Source organism: Micromonospora citrea (assembly GCF_900090315.1).
GTDB classification, from domain to species: Bacteria; Actinomycetota; Actinomycetes; order Mycobacteriales; family Micromonosporaceae; genus Micromonospora; species Micromonospora citrea.
In genome coordinates this window covers 14,487-31,181 of sequence record NZ_FMHZ01000002.1, presented here as the reverse complement: position 1 = coordinate 31,181, position 16,695 = coordinate 14,487, and the positions used below count along the sequence as shown (strand labels likewise).

The following is a 16,695-nucleotide window of genomic DNA, read 5'->3' as shown; positions in this document are numbered from 1 at the left end:
GGTGGCTCAGGGCAGGGCCGTCGCGGGCTCCCGAGCCGCACGGAACTGCCTGTCGATCACGGCCAGCAGGGCGGCGTGCGTCTGCGCGTCCGCCGCCACGAGCAGCCCGCGGACGCCGGTGTGCAGGGGCTGCCCCCGCAGGCCGGTCACCACGCAGCCGGCGGCCTGGCACAGGGCGATGCCGCTGGCGAAGTGCACGCTGTCCTCGACGTCCCGGTCGATGACGTACGCGGCCCGCCGGCCGGCGGCGACCCACGCCAGGGCCAGCGTCGTGGAGAGCACCCGGGGCCGGAACCGGGCCGTGAACTCCGCGTCCGCCAGCAGCCGCAGCGCGTCGAAGGCGGGGGCGTTCGGGAACGGCGGGTCGAGGTCGACGTCCACCAGCCCCGACCGGGCCGACGGCAGGAGAGGCTCGTCGACGCCCTCGCGGCGTACGTACGCCCGGCCGTCGCCCGCCCAGAACAGCTCGTCGGCGATCGGGTCGGCCGCCGCGGCGGCCGTGATCCCGGCGCCGGTGCGCAGCGCCACGTTCACCGCGACCAGCGGGGTCCGGACCGCGTAGTTCAGCGTGCCGCAGAGCGGGTCGACCAGCCAGGTCCGGTCGGCCGAGCGGGAGCCGGTGTGCCCGCTCTCCTCCCCGAGCACGGCGTCGTCGGGCCGCGCGCCGCGCAGCACGTCGAGGACGGCCCGTTCCGACTCCAGGTCGGCGGCGGTGGCGAAGTCGCCGGCGCCCTTGTCGAACCGGTCCAGCGGGCCGCCGTAGCGGGCCCGCACGACCGCGGCGCCGGCCTGCGCCGCGGCGATCGCCAGCTCGGTGTCGGTGTACGCCATGATCACCACAGTAGACGAGCCGCGGGCATCCGCGGCGCCCGCGTCCGCCGGCCGACGGTCTCCACGATCGGTCCCGGCCGGTCGGTGACCGGTCGCCAGGGACGGTGTGACAGCGTGGTCGGCGTGAACACCTCCGCACCGCTGGACGTCGACCTGGCGCTCGTCGGCGGCGGCGGCGCCGCGTCGTTGGTCCTCGCCGCCCTGGACCGGCACGGCGTGCGCGGCCCGCGGATCGCCGTCGTCGACCCGGTCCACCGGCGCGGCCAGGACCGGACGTGGGCGTTCTGGGACCACCCCGGCAACGAGCTGGACCCGCTGCTGGCCGCGAGCTGGCACCGGGTCGAGGTGGCGACGCCCGCCGGCCGCCGCGTCCTCGACCTGGCCCCCCTGCGGTACGCCATGCTTCGCTCGGGACCGGTCTACGACCGGGCTGCCGAGGCCGAGCGGCGGCTCGGCGTGCGGCGGATCGTCGCGCCCGTCGAGGCCCTGCACGACGACGGCCGGCGGGTCACGGTACGCGTCGGCGGCGACGGACCGACGGTGCGCGCGTCCTGGGTGCTCGACTCCCGACCCCGGCCGCCCCGCCGGCCCGGCCGCACCAACTGGCTCCAGCACTTCCGGGGCTGGTGGCTGGAGTCCGACGCGCCGGTCTTCGACCCGACCCGGGCCGTGCTGATGGACTTCCGCACCCCGCAGCCGGCCCGGGGCGTGTCGTTCGGCTACGTGCTGCCGGTGAGCGACCGGTACGCCCTGGTGGAGTACACGGAGTTCGGTCCGGCCCTGCTCACCGACGCCGGGTACGACGCCGCGCTGGCCGGCTACCGCGACCTGCTCGGCCTCGACGCGGCCGGGCTGCGGGTGCGGGAGGTGGAGAACGGGGTGATCCCGATGACCGACGGTCCGTTCGAGGCGCGGCCCTCGCCCCGGGTGGTCCGCCTCGGCACGGCGGGCGGCGCCACCCGGCCCTCCACCGGCTTCACGTTCTCCGCGATGCGCCGCCAGGCCGATCAGGTCGCCGCCGCGTTGGCCGCCGGCCGGCCGCCGGTGCCCGCGCCCGCGTACCCCCGTCGCCACCGCTGGATGGACGCGGTCGCGCTGCGCGCACTGGACGGCGGCGGCGTCGGCGGGCCGGAGTTCTTCGACCGGCTCTTCGCGCGCAACCCGGCCGAGCGGGTGCTGCGGTTCCTCGACGGCGCGACCACCCCGGCGGAGGAGGTGGCGCTGATGAGTTCCACCCGGCTGCGACCGATGGTCGCCGCCGCCGCCGGCGACGCCGCCGCCCGTCTGCGGGACCGTCTGCACCGCGGCGGGCGGGCGGCGTCGTGGACGGTCCCGCCGCCGGTGCTCGGCGACCGGGCCGACGGCTGAAGCCGGCGTCGACCGCGTCGCCGGAGCGGTCCCGCCGGCGTCGACCGTGTCGCCGGCCGGCTGAAGGTCGCCTCGATGACCTGGCGCGCGAGCGTGCTGCTGGGCGTCGCCTGGACGGCCGGCTCCTGGAAACTGCGCTGGCCACCGCTGTGGGTGCTCGCCGCGGCCCTGTCGGTGGGTGGCGTCGCCCTCGGCGTGCTCCGCTGGTCGCAGCTACCCACGGCCCGAGGCCCACGCCCGAGGCTGCGCCGGGTCACCAGCGTCGCCTCCGGGGCGCTCTGGACGGCGGTGGCCGCCCTCGTCGCAACGGCGTGGATCGCCCGCTGACGGCCCCTGCGGCGGCACGACGGCCCGCCGCCCGACCGGCGCGGCAGGACCTGACTTTCGTGCGTTACGACGCAGGTGGCGGGCTTTGTAGCCTGGGGCGCGTGGCAGGTTGGTGGCGCGGCGCGCGGCGGTGGTGGGTGTCTTTCATCCGGTCCGGTGGGCAGGCCGGGTCATGGGTGAAGGTGCTGTGCGACGTGTCGCTCTGGGCGGTCCTGTCGGCGTTGATCGCCTGGGACCTGATCGTCGCCCCGGCCGACCCGCATGCCGGCTGGCGGCTGGCGGGCTCGCTCCTGCTGATGGCTCTCGCGGTGGGAGTCGGCCGGCGCCACCCGCCGGTCTCCCTGTTGATCGTCGTGGCGTCGACCGCGTTCGAGGACAACTTCGTGTTCGCCGTCCCGGTGATGAGCTACCTGGTGGGCCTGCGGATGTCCCGCGCCCGCCCGGCCGCCTACACGTTCGCCCTGATCGCGGTCGCCGGGACCGCGCTGACGGTCGGCGTACGCGGCGCGGGCGTGACCACCTGGTTCTTCCTCACCACCGCCCTGCTGTTCGCCGGGGTGTTCCCCTGGTTGGTCGGCCGACACCGGCGGCAACAGCGGGCGCTCGTCCAGGCCGGCTGGGAACGCGCCGGTCTGCTCGAACGGCAGCAGCGCGCCGCCGCCGAGCGGGTCCGGATGCAGGAACGCGCCCGCATCGCGCAGGACATGCACGACTCCCTGGGCCACGACCTGTCCCTGATCGCGCTGAAGGCCGGCGGGCTGGAGGTGGCGGCCGACCTCGACGAGCGGCACCGGCGGGCGGTGGGGGAGCTGCGGGCCAGCGTCACGGCCGCCACCGACCAACTCGCCCAGATCATCGGTGTGCTCCGCGAGGACGGCGCGCCGGCCCCGACCCGGCCGGCCGCCGAGGGCGTCGCCGACCTGGTGGAACGGGCCCGCGACGCCGGGATGTCGGTTCGGCTGCGGTCGGACGGATCCCCTGCGCCGGCACCGCCGATGGTCGAGCGGGCGGTGTACCGGGTGGTCCAGGAGGCGCTGACCAACGCCACCCGGCACGCGCCGCGCGCCGCCGTGACCGTCCTGCTGACACGCTCGGCGGAGCAGACGGTGGTGAGCGTGGTGAACGGGCCGCCGCCGGCCGGGCCGTTGCCCGGCGTGACGTCGACGGGCTCCGGCCTGGTCGGCCTCCGGGAGCGGGTACGGCTGGCCGGTGGGGCGCTGAGCGCCGGGCCACGGGACGGCGGCTTCGAGGTCACCGCCCGCCTGCCCCACGCCGCCGGCGCGGCGTCGGCCGAAGCCGACGAGGGCGTACGGACGGCCACGCCGGAGTCGGCGACCCGGCTGCGCGAGGCGCGGCGGCGGGTGCGGCGCAGCCTCCTGGTCGCCGTGGCCGCCCCGGTGGTGGTCGCCGGCGTGCTGTCGCTGGTCTACTACCCTTTCGCCACGTTCGACGCGGTGCTCGAGCCGGCTGACTTCGACCGGATGCGGATCGGGCAGCACCGCACCGAACTACGGGGCCTGCTGCCGGAGCGTCAGGTCGTCGAGCGGCCCGACCCGGCGGACTGGCCGCTGCCGCCGGGCGCCTCCTGCGAGTTCTACACCGATGGCAACTTCCCCCTCGGCCAGGCCGCCTACCGGCTCTGCTTCGTCGAGGGGCGGCTGCTGACCAAGGACCGGATGTCCGACTGAGAGCCGGCCGGCGCCCGGTGCCGTGGCCACGACCGGCCCGGCTGCCGAGCCGAACGGCGCTCGTCCACGGCGTTGCGTTCCGCGCGGGCCGAATGCTGCCCGTGCCGACCCTGAGGAGATGGTGTGATTCCGGTCCTGCTGGCCGACGACGATGCGATGATCCGGTCCGGGGTGCGAGTGATCCTGGCGGCGGATCCCGAGATCGAGGTGGTGGCGGAGGCCGCGGACGGGCGGACCGCCGTCACGCTGGCCCGGGCGCACCGGCCGCGGGTGGCGTTGCTGGACATCCGGATGCCGATCCTGGACGGCCTCGCGGCCGCCTCGGAGATCCGCCGGCACGCGCCCGACACCGCGATCCTCATGCTCACCACGTTCGGCGAGGACGACTACATCGCGCGGGCGCTCGGGGACGGCGTCAGCGGTTTCCTGCTCAAGGCCAGCGACCCGCGCGAGCTGCTGGCCGGGGTACGGGCGGCGGCCGACGGCGGGGCGTACCTGTCACCGCGGGTCGCCCGGCGGGTGATCGAGCTGGGCGGCGCGCGGATGGCCCGCGGCCCGGCGGCCCGGGACCGCACCGGAATGCTCACCGGCCGGGAGCGTGAGGTGCTGGCGCTGGTCGGGGCCGGGCTGTCCAACGCGGAGATCGGCCGGCGGCTGTTCCTCGTGGAGGGCACGGTGAAGAGCTACGTGAGCACGATCTTCAGCCGGCTCGGCGTGCGGAACCGGGTGCAGGCCGCGATCGTCGCGTACGACGCGGGGTTGGTGGACGAGGCCGGATGACGGCGCTCCGAACCGGAACGCCGCCACCCGACGCCCCGGTTCAGGCGTCCCGCGACCGCAGTGCCGCGTAACCGGCGAGCATCGCCGCGAGCGCCCACGCGGCGAGCAGGGCGAGGCCGGTGGCCGGCGGGTACGGGTCGGTGTCGCCGCTCATGAAGTGGTATCCGGCCACCCCCGGCAGCCCGTCGACGAGCCGGTCGACGAACTCGTTGCCGAGGACACCGAGCGCGGTCGGCACCACCATGAGGATCAGGAACACGGTGGTCAGCGTGCCGACGGCGCTGCGCAGCGCCGTCCCGAGCCCGAGGGTGAAGACGCCGACCAGGGACAGGTACGTGGCCACCGCCAGCACGTCGCCTGCGGTTTCCGCGACCGGGAACCGGCCCCACTCGCCGAGCACCGGGTGGGCGACGGCGGAGGCCAGCGCCCCGAGCAGCGCGCCCACGACGAACGTGACCACGGCGACCACGGCGGTCTTGGCCAACAGCAGCCGGCCCCGCGACGGGGTCCACTGCAGGGTGGCCCGGATCGCGCCGGTCGCGTACTCGGCGGTGATCACCAGCATCGCCAGGGCGAGCACCGTGAACTGCGCCAGGAGCACGGAGCTGATCGCGACGGTGCCGAGACCGACCACACCCAGGTCGTCGGCGGGGTCGAGGTCGGCGTTCTCGTTGACCACGTAGACGGCCTCCTGGGCGGCCGCCGCCGCCATCAGCAGGACGCTGGCGAGCAGATTCCCCCAGACCGAGCGCACCGACCAGAGCTTGGTCCACTCGCTGCCGACCGCGCCGGCCAGGCCGCCGCCGGTGCGGTCGCCGCGCCGGCGCGAGCGGTGGGAGGTGGACATGGTCGTTGTCGTGGCCGTCGTCATACCCGCGCTCCCGATCCCGTGGTCGCCAGCGCGCCGTACTCGACGTCACCGGCGGTCAGCTCCATGTACGCCTGCTCCAGCGACGCCTCGCGCACGCTCAGCTCGTGCAGGCGTACGCCGATCTCGTGCGCCAGGTCGCCGACCTGCTCGACGCTGGCGCCGGTGACGAGGAGCGCGCCGTCGTCCTCCTGCTCGACCGCGCGGCCCGCCGCGACCAGCCGGCGCCGCAGTTCGGCAAGGCCGGCCGGCCGAGGGCTACGCACCAGGACGGCGGTCGACGAACTGCCCGCGATGACCTCGGTGATCGGGGCGTCGGCGATGAGCCGGCCCCTGCCGACCACCACGAGTTGGTCGGCGGTGAGCTGCATCTCGCTCATCAGGTGGCTGGAGACGAAGACGGTCCGCCCCTCGGCTGCCAGGGCGCGCATGAGTTCGCGGACCCAGCGCACCCCGTCCGGGTCGAGCCCGTTGACCGGCTCGTCGAACATCAGCACACCCGGGTCGCCGAGCAGGGCGCCGGCGATGCCGAGGCGCTGGCCCATGCCGAGGGAGTAGGTGCCGGCGCGCTTGCCGGCGACGTTGGCCAGGCCCACGGTGTCGAGCACCTCGTCCACCCGGCGGGTGGGGATGCCGTTGCTGCGGGCCATCGCCAGCAGGTGGTTGCGGGCGCTCCGCCCGGGGTGCACCGCCTTGGCGTCGAGCAGCGCGCCGACCTCGCGCAGCGGATGCCGCAGGGTCGCGTACCGCCGGCCGTCGACGAGCGCCTCGCCGGCGGTGGGCCGGTCCAGCCCGACGATCATGCGCATCGTGGTGGACTTCCCGGCACCGTTCGGGCCGATGAAGCCGGTGACCCGGCCCGGCACGACGTCCAGGGTCAGGTTGTCGACGGCTGTCGCCGCGCCGAAGCGTTTCGTCAGCCCGCGCAGAGTGATCATGTTTCTCCCGGTGGATGTGCCGTTGACGGGTCGACGGTAGGGGTCCGCTCCGGGCGCGGACAGCCGTCGATCGGCATCGGTCAGCCCCCACGAAAGTCAGGAACCGGGGCTGCCGATCGGTGACCCGTACGCCCGTGACCTGCGAAATCCTGGCGTCGACGCGGGCGACTCCCGGCCCGGGGCCGGCGTCCCTGAGATTTCTCAGGGACGCCTTGGTCACTTCCGGCAGGTGTCGCCGACGGGCTCTCCGGGCGAGCCTTGCCCCATGCGAACGATTTCTCGACGACGGCTGCTGGGCGGCGCCGCTGCTGCGGTGTCGGTGGCGATGGTGGCGACCGCGCCGGCAGCTCTCGCCCATGCCGCACCGGGGGCGGAGTCCGTCCCACCGCCGGCCACGAACGCGCCGCTGCGGTTGCGGCTTCCCGTGCCGACCGGCCCGTACGCCGTCGCCGCCACCGAACTGCACCTGGTCGACCACGACCGACCCGACCCGTGGGTGGCCGCCAAGCGGCGGGAACTCATGGTCACCGTCTGGTACCCGGCTCGCCCGGCGGCCCGTGGGCCACTCGCGCCGTACCTGCCACCGCTGGCGGCGCAGCTGTACGGCGAGAACCTCGCCGGCATGCTCGGCATCCCAGCCGGGCAGGTCGACTGGGCGGGCTTCGCCACCCATGCCCGTACCGGCGCGCCCGCCCGTGTCGGGCACCGAGGGCACCCGGTGGTCCTGTACTCGCCCGGCGGCGACAGGAACCGGGCGGAGGGCACGGTGCTCGTGGAGGAACTGGTCAGTCGGGGCTACGTCGTGGTGACGATGGACCACACGTACGAGGCGCCGGTCGTCGAGTTTCCCGGTGGGCGGCTGGCGACGCAGCGCCTGTCGGACCTGGAACCCGTCGCGCTCAGCCGCCTGCTGATCCACACCCGGGTCCAGGACACCCGATTCGTCCTCGACCAACTCGCCGTCCTCGCCCGGGGTGGCAACCCCGACGCCGGCGGACGCCGGCTTCCGGATGGCCTCGGCGCCGCGCTGGACCTGTCCCGCGCCGGCATGTTCGGCCACTCCGCCGGCGGTTTCACCACCGCCGAGGCGATGCTCGCCGACCGCCGGCTGGACGCCGGAGCGGACCTGGACGGCAGCATGGCGTACAGCACCACGGAACTCGGCGAGGTGGCCGTCCGTGGGCTCGACCGCCCGTTCCTGCTGATGGGCACCGGTCTCGTCGGCGGCAGGCCGTACACCCACCTGGACGCCCCGGACTGGCGGGCGTTCTGGGCGAACTCGCCCGGCTGGAAACGCGACCTGTACGTCCCCGACGGCCAGCACTTCACCTTCACCGACCACCAGCTGCTGCTACCGCAGCTCGACGCGGCGTTCCCGCTGCCGGAGGGGCTCGTCGCGAGCCTGATCGGCACCGTCGACCCGGGCCGGATCATCGCCTCCCAACGGGCCTACCTGAGCGCCTTCTTCGACCAACACCTCCGCCGGCGGCCCCGGGCGTTGCTCGACAGCCCGTCGCCGAGGCATCCCGACGTCACCTTCGTCCGCTGAGCATCCGTCGTCGACGCCGCCGACGAGACCGAGGAGGCCCGGCGGCGTCGACGGCGTCGTCCAGGGGGAGGCCGACGAGTCGCCGGGCCTCCAGCTCCTGGGCGTCGTGCTCGTCCTCGGCGCGGTCGCGTTCGCCATGCGGGCCCTCCGACGCGGCAGGTAGCGGTACGGCCGGCGACGCTCGGCCGCCCGCCGCCCCGACGGCGGGGGAGGCGGGGCGGATTCGGTAGGTTGCCGACATGGTGGACGAGACGGCCGGCAGGGTCGTGCAGATCTGGACCGACGGGGCGTGCAGCGGCAACCCCGGCCCCGGCGGTTGGGGCGTGGTGCTGCGCTACGGCGCGCACGAGCGGGAGCTGTGCGGCGGCGAGGCGACCCCGACCACCAACAACCGGATGGAGCTGATGGCGGCCATCCAGGCCCTGGAGAGCCTGACCCGGCCGGTCACCGTCGAGCTGCACACCGACAGCACGTACGTGCGCAACGGCATCACGAGCTGGTTGGCGTCGTGGAAGCGCAACGGCTGGCGGACCGCCGCGAAGCAGCCGGTCAAGAACGCCGACCTGTGGCAGCGGCTGGAGGCGGCGTGCGCCCGGCACCGGGTCACCTGGCTGTGGGTGAAGGGTCACAACGGCCACCCGGAGAACGAGCGCGCCGACGCGCTGGCCAACCGCGGCATGACCGAGGCCCGCGCGGCGGTGCCCGCCGGCCGCTGAGGCGCACCCGGCGGGCCACCGGCGGTCAGGTCACTCGGTGCGGCTCGGGTCGGTGCTGCCGGAGACCGCCTCGACGTCGTATCCGGCGCGGCTGACCTCGCGGGCCGATCGCCGCTCCTCGGCCGGCAGGTCCGCGAAGTCGTCGCCGGTGTCGTCGGTGCTGTGCAGGGATTCGCCCGGCGGCCGCAGCGACGCCTGCATTGCGGTGGCGCCGTCCGGCTCGTCGGTGGCGGCGCGGTCGGTACGGTTCTGATCGGTCATGCCGCACTCCTGCCCCCGTGCCGGGCCGGCAAACGCGTCGGGCGGCTCACCGCGCGGCGTCCGGGTGGCCCGGCATGCCCGAACCGCCGCTGGAGGTGCCCGAGGCGCCGCCCGCCATGCCCGACCCGTCGTCCTCGGTGACGATGTCGGGCCTCGTCGTCGTGTCGTCGGGCGCGGGGACGTCGGTGTCCGCCTCGACCTGGACCAGTCGCGCCTGGCCGGCCTCGTCCTCGGCGTGCGCCGGGTCGACCGGCAGCTCGCCGTCGCGTGCTCGGTATCCCACGGTCGCCTCCCTGGTCGCCGTTACCGCTCCGCCCGTGGGCTTCCCGGGCGGAGCGGGACGAAACGTCGCCGCCCGGCCCGGGGTGCCCGGCCCACCGTCACCGGCCGACCGGTCGGACCCCCGGCCGGCCGGTCCGCGCCGTCACCGCCGCTGCCGTCGTCGCCTGCCGTCGCCGTCACCGGCGGCCGCGGGTACGCCCCGGCGGCCGGGGCGTACCGGGGTGAGCGTCAGGCCCGACCAGTGCCCCGGGTGCGTCCGGCCGGGCGGCAGCGTCGTGTGCCGGTCGCCCCGGGCCGCGTCGAGCTGCGACTGGTGCAGGAACAGGCTGCCCGACAGGTCCGCCCCGCGCAGGTCCGCCCCGCGCAGGTCGGCCCCGGTCAGGTCGGCCAGGCCGAGGTCGACGCCGCGCAGGTCCGCGCCGATCAGCAGCGCCCCGCGCAGGTTCGCCCGGCGCAGGTCGGCCCGGCGCAGGTCGGCGCCGAACAACCGGGCGCCCCGCCGGTCCGCGCCGGGCCGGCCGCCCCGCGCCCGCGCCGCGTCCCCGGCGCGGGACAGCAGCGGGTTCACCCGGCCCCGGTAGGCGTCCACGTCGATCGCCAGCAGCGTCTCCGGGGTCCCCCGGGCCAGCCGCTCGGTCTCGGCGCGCGCGGCGGCGAGTTCGTCGCGCAGCGGCTGCGGCGGGCGCAGCGCCAGCGCCTCGGTCAGGTACCAGAGCAGCTCGTGCAGCGGTCGCATCACGGCGAACGTGTCGAACATGCGCGCGGCGCTCCCCGGCGCCTCGCGCCAGTCCCGCCCGCCGAAGGTGTGCTGGGCCACCCGCTGCCCGGCGCCGAAGCAGTCGAAGACGGTGCAGCCGGGGAAGCCGCGGTCGCGCAGGTCGGCGTGGATGCCGCAGCGCGAGTCGGCCCGCAGGTTCGGGCAGGGCTGCCCGGCGGGCTTGTCGATGGCGAAGTCCGCCGACGCGGAGAAGGCGGGCGCGACGCAGCAGAGCCCGAAGCACCGGGCGCAGTCGGCGCGCAGGTCGTCCGCCGCCGACGATGGCGACCGGGATGTTTCCGACACGCTGATCGTTCTCCTGCCGATGGTGACCCTTCCGCTCGCCGGGACGCGGGCGGAGCACCCATTGTCCCGCGCGGCGCTGGTGGCCCACCCGCCGGGCGGGCCACCAGCGGGAGGGCGCGCCCGGCGCGCCCCGGTGGCTCAGACCCGGGTGACGCGTACGGCGTCCGCGACCACGTGGCCGGTGCCCGAGGTCCACCGGCTCACGCCGACCTTGTTGCCGTCGCCCCGGGCGAGGGTGAAGGTGCCCAGCGAGCGCCACGTCCCGCCGTTGCTGCGCTGGTCGACGTGCACCGTCTTGTTGCCCGTCGAGGTGGCCACGATGTAGGGGGTGGCGGCGCTGTTGCCGGTGGACGCCGGGTACCAGACGTCGACCCGGTAGGTGCCGGTCTCGGGGACGTCGACCTTGTACCAGGCGACGTCGCTGGCGGCGACCGGGGCGGCCCGCCGGTAGTTGGTGCCGTACCGGCCGGTGAGGCTCGACGCGACGGCCCAGTTGCTGCTGGCGGTGAAGCGGCCGGCCGTGGTGTTGTCCACCACCACGCTCCACGGGCTGAAGTACGTCGACCAGAGGTTGTGCGTCGGCCAGCTGGTCACCTGGCGGGAGGCGGCCCACAGCGCGCTGTCGATGTCGCCGTAGTTGAGGCCGGAGGGGTCGTCGCGCTGGTTGAACAGCGCCGCCCAGCTCATGCCCTGGTAGCTCTTGACCAGCAGGGTGTAGGTGCCGGCCAGGCTGCCGGTGTGCCAGATGTTGTACTTCGTCCCGCCGCTGGTGGCGAAGGGGCGCACGGCCCAGCCGAGGCCGTAGTACCAGCCGTTGCCGTTCACGCCCGTCGAAGGCACCGCGGTGACCTTGGCCAGCGAGGCGCCGTCGAGCACGCCACCGGCGCCGTCGAGCATGGTGGCCCAGCGGACCATGTCCACCGCCGAGGCGACCCACCCGCCGTTGGCGTCGCGCAGGCTCATGCTGAAGGTGCCGTACGGGGCCGGCACGATGGTGCCCGAGTCGTCCAGGACGGTGCGCCCCGTGTACTGCGACCGGTAGCCGACCTCGCCGGCGAGCCGCGTCAGGGCCTTCCCGTGCGCCATCCGGGTGATGCCCAGCGGCGCGAGGAGCTTCTGCTTGACGTACGCCTCGTAGGACAGGCCGGTGACCTTCTCGACGACCCGGCCGGCGAGGAAGTAGCCGTAGTTGCTGTACGCCACGGTGCTGCCCGGGTCGTGTTGCAGCGGCTGGCCGGACATGTAGCGCAGGACGTCCTCCTTGCGCAGCTCCAGCGGAACGCCCAGCGCCTGCGCGATGACGTGGTCGCGGCCGTGCAGGGGGTCGAAGGTGAGGTCCCGGTCCCAGCCGCCGAGGTGCTGCAGCAACCGCCGCAGGGTCACCTGCGGCATCCTCGGGTCGACGGACTGGCCGGTCGGCGGGATGAAGTCCAGCACCGAGGTCACCGGGTCGTCGAGGCCGACCAGGCCGTCCTGCGCCAGCCGGAGCACCGCCGCGGCGGTGAGCGACTTGCTGAGGCTCGCGATGCGGAACAGCGACGTGGGCTGGATCGTCTCCGCCGAGTTGTTGCCGTAGCCCCGGGCCAGCACGAGCCGGCCGTTGTACGCCACCGCGAGCTGCCCGGCGCTGACACCGCGCGCCTGCATGAACGATTTCATGGTGTCGTCGAAGCTGCTCAGCCCGGCAACCGCGGTGCCGGTGGCGACCCACCCGTCCGCCGCCCGCGCCGGCGCGTGGAGCAGTGTGCCGGCACCGGCGGCACCGGCGCCGGCCGCGCCGACGAGCTTTCCGAACGTCCTCCTGCTGACTGTCCGCACGACATCTCCCCGTCCAGTTGATCTAGCCGGGGAGACCCTACTAGAGGATTCGAGATTGGACGGTCCGGTCGGCGACCGTCGCGGAGGACGTCACCTCGTTCCCGCGCCGCCCGCCAGTCGTGCGAGGTGAGCGCGTCGACCTGCGGGACCCGTCAGCAACATGCCGCCGTCGACGGGCCAGGACGCGCCCGTGACGCACGCGGCGGCGGGCGAGGCGAGCAGCGTCACCACGGCGGCGACCTCCCGCGCGTCGCCGGGCCGGCCGACGGGCACCCCGGGCCGTTCCCGCGTGAACGGGTCGACGTCCTCCTGCCCGGTCATCGGGGTGGCGGCCTCGCCGCGGTTCTCGTGCGGCGCCGGCATGGCGCCGCACCACCCGTTCCATGCGGACGCAACCATCCGTTGATCCCGGTCCATGCGGGGGATTGCCCCCGTCGATCCGCTCTGCCATTCTCCGACGTGGACGCTGCCAGCGACGGTCGCCAATCCGGAGGGCCGCGCGGCGGCCCCTATCTGCCGGAAGGACCCTCGTGAAGCGCAGACGTCGCCACCTGCTCGTGGGGCTGGCGGTCGGTGCCCTGGTGGCATCGACCGGGCTCGTAGGAATCCACTTCGCCGGCGCCCAGGTGCCGGCCCCCGCCGCCGCGACCGGGGACGGCGAGATGCCCGGCGCGCTCGGTGCCCACATGGAGCGGCTGCGCCAGGCCGTGCCGGGCAACGACGGCATGTCGCCGGACGGCCCGGGCAACGCCGCCCAGCAGGAGTTCCTGGAGCGCGCGTACCCGGCCAGCACGATCAGCATCGCCCAGATGGACCGGTCGAAGGCGGCGTACTCGGCCGCCGAGCGGCGCGCCGGTGGCAGCCGGGGGTGGACCAACGTCGGCCCGAGCGAGGCCCTCTACCCGTTCACCGAGTTCCGCAACGCCTACAACTACGTGCCGAACGCGTACGTCGCGGGCGGCCGGGTCACCTCCATCGACATCGCGCCCGACTGCAACGCCCTGCTCTGCCGGGCGTACGTGACGCCGGCCGGCGGCGGCGTCTGGGGCACCCTCAACGTCCTCGCGCCGGAGCCGAAGTGGTTCTACCTCGGCGGTCCGCTCGGCATCAACGCGGCCGGCTCGGTCAAGATCGACCGTAACGACAAGACCGGCCTGACGATCTACGTCGGCACCGGCGAGGCCAACACCTGCGCCTCCGGCTGCGTCGCCGGCGTCGGCCTCTACAAGTCGACGAACGGCGGCGTCACCTGGAAGGGCCCGCTGGGCAAGGACGCCCTGGCCGGCAAGGGCATCGGCGAGATCACGATCAAGCCGGGCGACCCGAAGACGCTCTACGTCGCCACCACCACCGCGCTGCGGGGCATGTCCAGCTCCTGCTGCACCGGCGTCACCCGCCCGGTGCCCGACGCCGAGAAGTGGGGCCTCTACAAGTCCACCGACGGCGGCGCGAACTGGAAGTTCGTCCACAACGGCTCGGCCGACGCGACCCAGTGCACCGGCAGCGCCGCCGAATACAACAACACCGCCGCCTGCTCGCCGCGCGGCGTGCGCTACGTCAAGCTCGACCCGCGCGACGCGAACGTCGTCTACGCCTCCTCGTACGCCCGGGGCGTGTGGCGCTCGGCGGACGCCGGCGCCACCTGGACCCAGATCAAGCCGTCGCTCAACCCGGCGGTCTTCCAGACCCGCGCCGCGATCGACGTGACCGCCCTGCCGAACGGCAAGACCCGGATGTACGTCTACGAGGGCAACCTCGGCAACCCGTACTCGCGGCTGTTCCGCAGCGACGACGTGGCCGGCGGTGCCCCCGCGTTCACCGACCTCACCAGCGCGAACCCGGCCGACCCGGGCTACGCGACCTACAACCAGTGCACCGGCCAGTGCTGGTACGACGTGTTCGTGCACACCCCGGCCGGGCACCCCGACATCGTCTACACCGGCGGCTCGTACGTCTACGGCGAGACCGTCGCCCACAAGCGGGCCGTGGTGCTCTCCACCGACGCCGGCGTCAGCGGCACCGACATGACCTTCGACGGCACCGACGAGCTGCACCCCAACGGCCTGCACCCCGACCAGCACGCCCTGGTCACCAACCCGCGCAACCCCTACCAGTTCTTCGAGGCCAACGACGGCGGCGTGATGCGCTCCAGCGGCCAGTTCGTCGACCGGTCGGCGTGGTGCGACAACCCGGACCGCAACCTGGCCACGCAGGCGCAGAAGGACCGCTGCAAGCAGATGCTCTCGCGGATCCCGTCGAAGCTGGACGGCATCAACAAGGGCATGAACACCCTGCAGTTCATCAGCCTCTCGGCCAGCCCGCACGACCACACCCTGCTGCAGGGCGGCACCCAGGACAACGGCACCTGGGAGAACAAGGGCCAGCGCAGGCGCTGGGTCAACACGATGATCGGCGACGGCGGCGCGTCCGGCTTCGACGTCGGCAGGCCGGAGTTCCGCTTCCACACCTTCTACGACGCCACGCCCGAGGTGAACTTCAACAACGGTGACGTGGGCAGCTGGATCTCCATCTCCGACCCGATCTTCGGGCAGCCGGGCACCCTGTTCTACGCCCCGGTGATCAGCGACCCGAAGGTCAGCGGCACGATGTTCGCCGGCACCTCCCGCACCGTCTACCGGACCAAGACGTTCGGCCTGGGCGACCGGAGCCTGGCGGAGGCCGACCGGATCTGCAACACCTGGACCGGCACCTTCGAGGCGCAGTGCGGCGACTTCGCGCCGCTGGGCACGGTCAACCTGACCGACGCCGCCTGGGGCGACCGGGCCGGCGGGGCCGTCTCGGTGGTGCAGCGCGTGGCCACCGACTCGTCCACCGCGTACGCGGCCACCAGCACGGGCCGGGTGTTCGTGTCCCGCAACGTCGACGCCGAGCCGGCGTCGGCGGTCACCTGGACGCGGATCGACACCGCCGCCACGCCCAACCGCTTCGTCACCAGCATCCACGTCGACCCGGCCGACCCGGCCCGGGCGTGGATCTCCTACAGCGGGTTCAACTCGAACACCCCGGCCACCGTCGGGCACGCGTTCGAGGTGAAGCTGGCCGGCGCCGGCGCGACCTGGGCCGACCGGTCGTACGACTTCGGCGACCAGCCGATCACCGACCTCGTCCGCGACGACGTCACCGGTGACCTCTACGCGGCCACCGACTTCGGCGTCCTGCGGCTGGCCAAGGGCAGCACCACCTGGGTGAAGGCGGCCCGCGGCATGCCCAACGTCGAGGTCGCCGGGCTCACCGTAGTGCCGGGCAAGCGGGTGCTCTACGCCGCCTCGCACGGCCTCGGCGCCTGGCAGCTCGCGCTCTGAGGAGTTCGACCATCGGCAACGACACGGTGAGGGGCCGCGCGAGCGGCCCCTCACCGCTGCCCGAGGCGGCCGGCCGCGCCTGGCGCACCCTCGGCGCGGCGTTCGTCCTGCTCGTCTTCGTCCCGCCGCTGCTGCTGCTGGTCGCCGGGTCGCTCACCGAGCCCGGGCTGCCGCCGCCGCCCACTCCGCGGCTCGTGCCCGACCCGGTCTCCACCACCGGCTACCAGCAGGCCGTCGAGCTGGGCGGGCTGCTGCGCGCCTCGCTCAACTCGGTGCTGGTCGCGGTCGTCGCGGTGCCGCTGAGCGTGCTCGTCGCGTCCCTGGCCGGCTTCGCGCTGGCCCGGCTGGCCCCGCGCACCACCGCCGTCGTCGTGGCGGCCTCCCTGGTGGCCCTGATGGTGCCGGCCACGGCGCTGCTCGTACCCCGGTTCGCGATCTTCCGGCTGCTCGGCCTGACCGACACCCTGGTGCCGCTGATCGCCCCGGCGTTGCTGGGCACGTCGCCGCTCTACGTCCTGGTCTACTACCTGGCCTTCCGGGCGCTGCCGGCGGACCTCTACGACGCCTGCCTGGTGGCGGACCTCTCGCCGACGCGGACGTGGTGGCGGGTCGCCCTTCCGCTGGTCCGGCCGGTCACCGCCGGGCTCACCGCGCTGACCTTCGTGCTCACCTGGTCGAACTTCCTCGACCCGCTGGTCTACGTCTACGACCGCGACCTGTTCACCCTGCCGCTGGCGCTGCGCTCCCTTTCGGTGCTGGACCCGACGAACTTCCCGGTGTTCCTGGCCGGCGCGGTGCTGGCCACGGCGCCGGCGCTGGTCGTCTTCGTGCTCGCCCAGCGGCGCTTCCTCCACCACGACGACCCGACGGGACGACACTGACG

At 74.4% G+C, this 16,695-nt stretch carries 15 protein-coding genes and 1 pseudogene; 8 read left to right on the top strand and 8 right to left on the bottom strand.

All coding sequences use genetic code 11. From position 1 onward, the window contains the following. Positions 1–6: 6 nt before the first annotated feature. Positions 7–831: an inositol monophosphatase family protein gene (locus GA0070606_RS00490; RefSeq protein WP_091107088.1), complete on the bottom strand. Its 825-nt coding sequence runs from the start codon at positions 829–831 to the stop codon at positions 7–9. 123 nt (positions 832–954) lie between these two features. On the opposite strand from GA0070606_RS00490, the gene GA0070606_RS00485 reads away from it, so the two are divergent. From GA0070606_RS00485 to GA0070606_RS00470, 4 genes are all read left to right on the top strand, one after another. Further along, positions 955–2,199 (top strand): lycopene cyclase family protein, encoded by a 1,245-nt coding sequence (locus tag GA0070606_RS00485; protein WP_091094527.1) that lies wholly within the window; start codon positions 955–957, stop codon positions 2,197–2,199. A gap of 75 nt (positions 2,200–2,274) precedes the next feature. Next, positions 2,275–2,526 carry a hypothetical protein gene (locus GA0070606_RS00480; RefSeq protein ID WP_091094526.1) on the top strand — a complete coding sequence of 84 codons (252 nt, stop codon included), beginning with the start codon at positions 2,275–2,277 and terminating at the stop codon, positions 2,524–2,526. Between the two features lie 137 nt (positions 2,527–2,663). After that, complete coding sequence (locus GA0070606_RS00475) at positions 2,664–4,214, top strand: sensor histidine kinase (RefSeq protein ID WP_245724508.1); 1,551 nt, start codon at positions 2,664–2,666, stop codon at positions 4,212–4,214. Between the two features lie 123 nt (positions 4,215–4,337). Beyond that, the gene (locus tag GA0070606_RS00470; protein ID WP_091094525.1) at positions 4,338–4,994 is read left to right on the top strand and encodes a response regulator; all 657 of its coding nucleotides are present in this window, start codon (positions 4,338–4,340) and stop codon (positions 4,992–4,994) included. A 40-nt stretch (positions 4,995–5,034) separates the two neighbouring features. On the opposite strand, the gene GA0070606_RS00465 is transcribed toward GA0070606_RS00470, so the two are convergent. Then, positions 5,035–5,841, bottom strand: coding sequence for an ABC transporter permease (locus GA0070606_RS00465; protein ID WP_091094524.1), 807 nt, complete (start codon positions 5,839–5,841; stop codon positions 5,035–5,037). A gap of 20 nt (positions 5,842–5,861) precedes the next feature. After that, positions 5,862–6,800 carry an ATP-binding cassette domain-containing protein gene (locus GA0070606_RS00460; RefSeq protein ID WP_091094523.1) on the bottom strand — a complete coding sequence of 313 codons (939 nt, stop codon included), beginning with the start codon at positions 6,798–6,800 and terminating at the stop codon, positions 5,862–5,864. A gap of 265 nt (positions 6,801–7,065) precedes the next feature. Here GA0070606_RS00460 and GA0070606_RS00455 point away from each other — a divergent pair, with 265 nt between their 5' ends. Both GA0070606_RS00455 and rnhA read left to right on the top strand, forming a co-directional pair. Beyond that, positions 7,066–8,349: an alpha/beta hydrolase family protein gene (locus tag GA0070606_RS00455; protein WP_218105911.1), complete on the top strand. Its 1,284-nt coding sequence runs from the start codon at positions 7,066–7,068 to the stop codon at positions 8,347–8,349. A 239-nt stretch (positions 8,350–8,588) separates the two neighbouring features. Next, positions 8,589–9,065: a ribonuclease HI gene (rnhA, locus tag GA0070606_RS00450; protein ID WP_091094522.1), complete on the top strand. Its 477-nt coding sequence runs from the start codon at positions 8,589–8,591 to the stop codon at positions 9,063–9,065. Positions 9,066–9,095: 30 nt separating this feature from the next. On the opposite strand, the gene GA0070606_RS00445 is transcribed toward rnhA, so the two are convergent. The 5 genes and pseudogenes from GA0070606_RS00445 to GA0070606_RS33935 all read right to left on the bottom strand — a co-directional run bounded on the left by GA0070606_RS00445 (position 9,096) and on the right by GA0070606_RS33935 (position 12,888). Beyond that, complete coding sequence (locus GA0070606_RS00445; RefSeq protein ID WP_091094521.1) at positions 9,096–9,326, bottom strand: hypothetical protein; 231 nt, start codon at positions 9,324–9,326, stop codon at positions 9,096–9,098. A 46-nt stretch (positions 9,327–9,372) separates the two neighbouring features. Beyond that, positions 9,373–9,609 carry a preprotein translocase YidC gene (locus tag GA0070606_RS00440; protein ID WP_091094520.1) on the bottom strand — a complete coding sequence of 79 codons (237 nt, stop codon included), beginning with the start codon at positions 9,607–9,609 and terminating at the stop codon, positions 9,373–9,375. A 175-nt stretch (positions 9,610–9,784) separates the two neighbouring features. Next, positions 9,785–10,671 (bottom strand): annotated as a pseudogene (locus tag GA0070606_RS00435) (pentapeptide repeat-containing protein). A gap of 138 nt (positions 10,672–10,809) precedes the next feature. Beyond that, positions 10,810–12,489, bottom strand: coding sequence for a serine hydrolase (locus tag GA0070606_RS00430; protein WP_218105909.1), 1,680 nt, complete (start codon positions 12,487–12,489; stop codon positions 10,810–10,812). A 90-nt stretch (positions 12,490–12,579) separates the two neighbouring features. Then, entirely contained in the window at positions 12,580–12,888 is a 309-nt protein-coding gene (locus GA0070606_RS33935; RefSeq protein WP_245724507.1) for an SDR family oxidoreductase, read from the bottom strand. A 131-nt stretch (positions 12,889–13,019) separates the two neighbouring features. On the opposite strand from GA0070606_RS33935, the gene GA0070606_RS00420 reads away from it, so the two are divergent. Together GA0070606_RS00420 and GA0070606_RS00415 are read left to right on the top strand one after the other, a co-directional pair. Further along, positions 13,020–15,812, top strand: coding sequence for a beta propeller repeat protein (locus tag GA0070606_RS00420; protein WP_091094517.1), 2,793 nt, complete (start codon positions 13,020–13,022; stop codon positions 15,810–15,812). A 26-nt stretch (positions 15,813–15,838) separates the two neighbouring features. Continuing rightward, entirely contained in the window at positions 15,839–16,693 is an 855-nt protein-coding gene (locus tag GA0070606_RS00415) for a carbohydrate ABC transporter permease (protein ID WP_091094516.1), read from the top strand. Positions 16,694–16,695 lie beyond the last annotated feature (2 nt).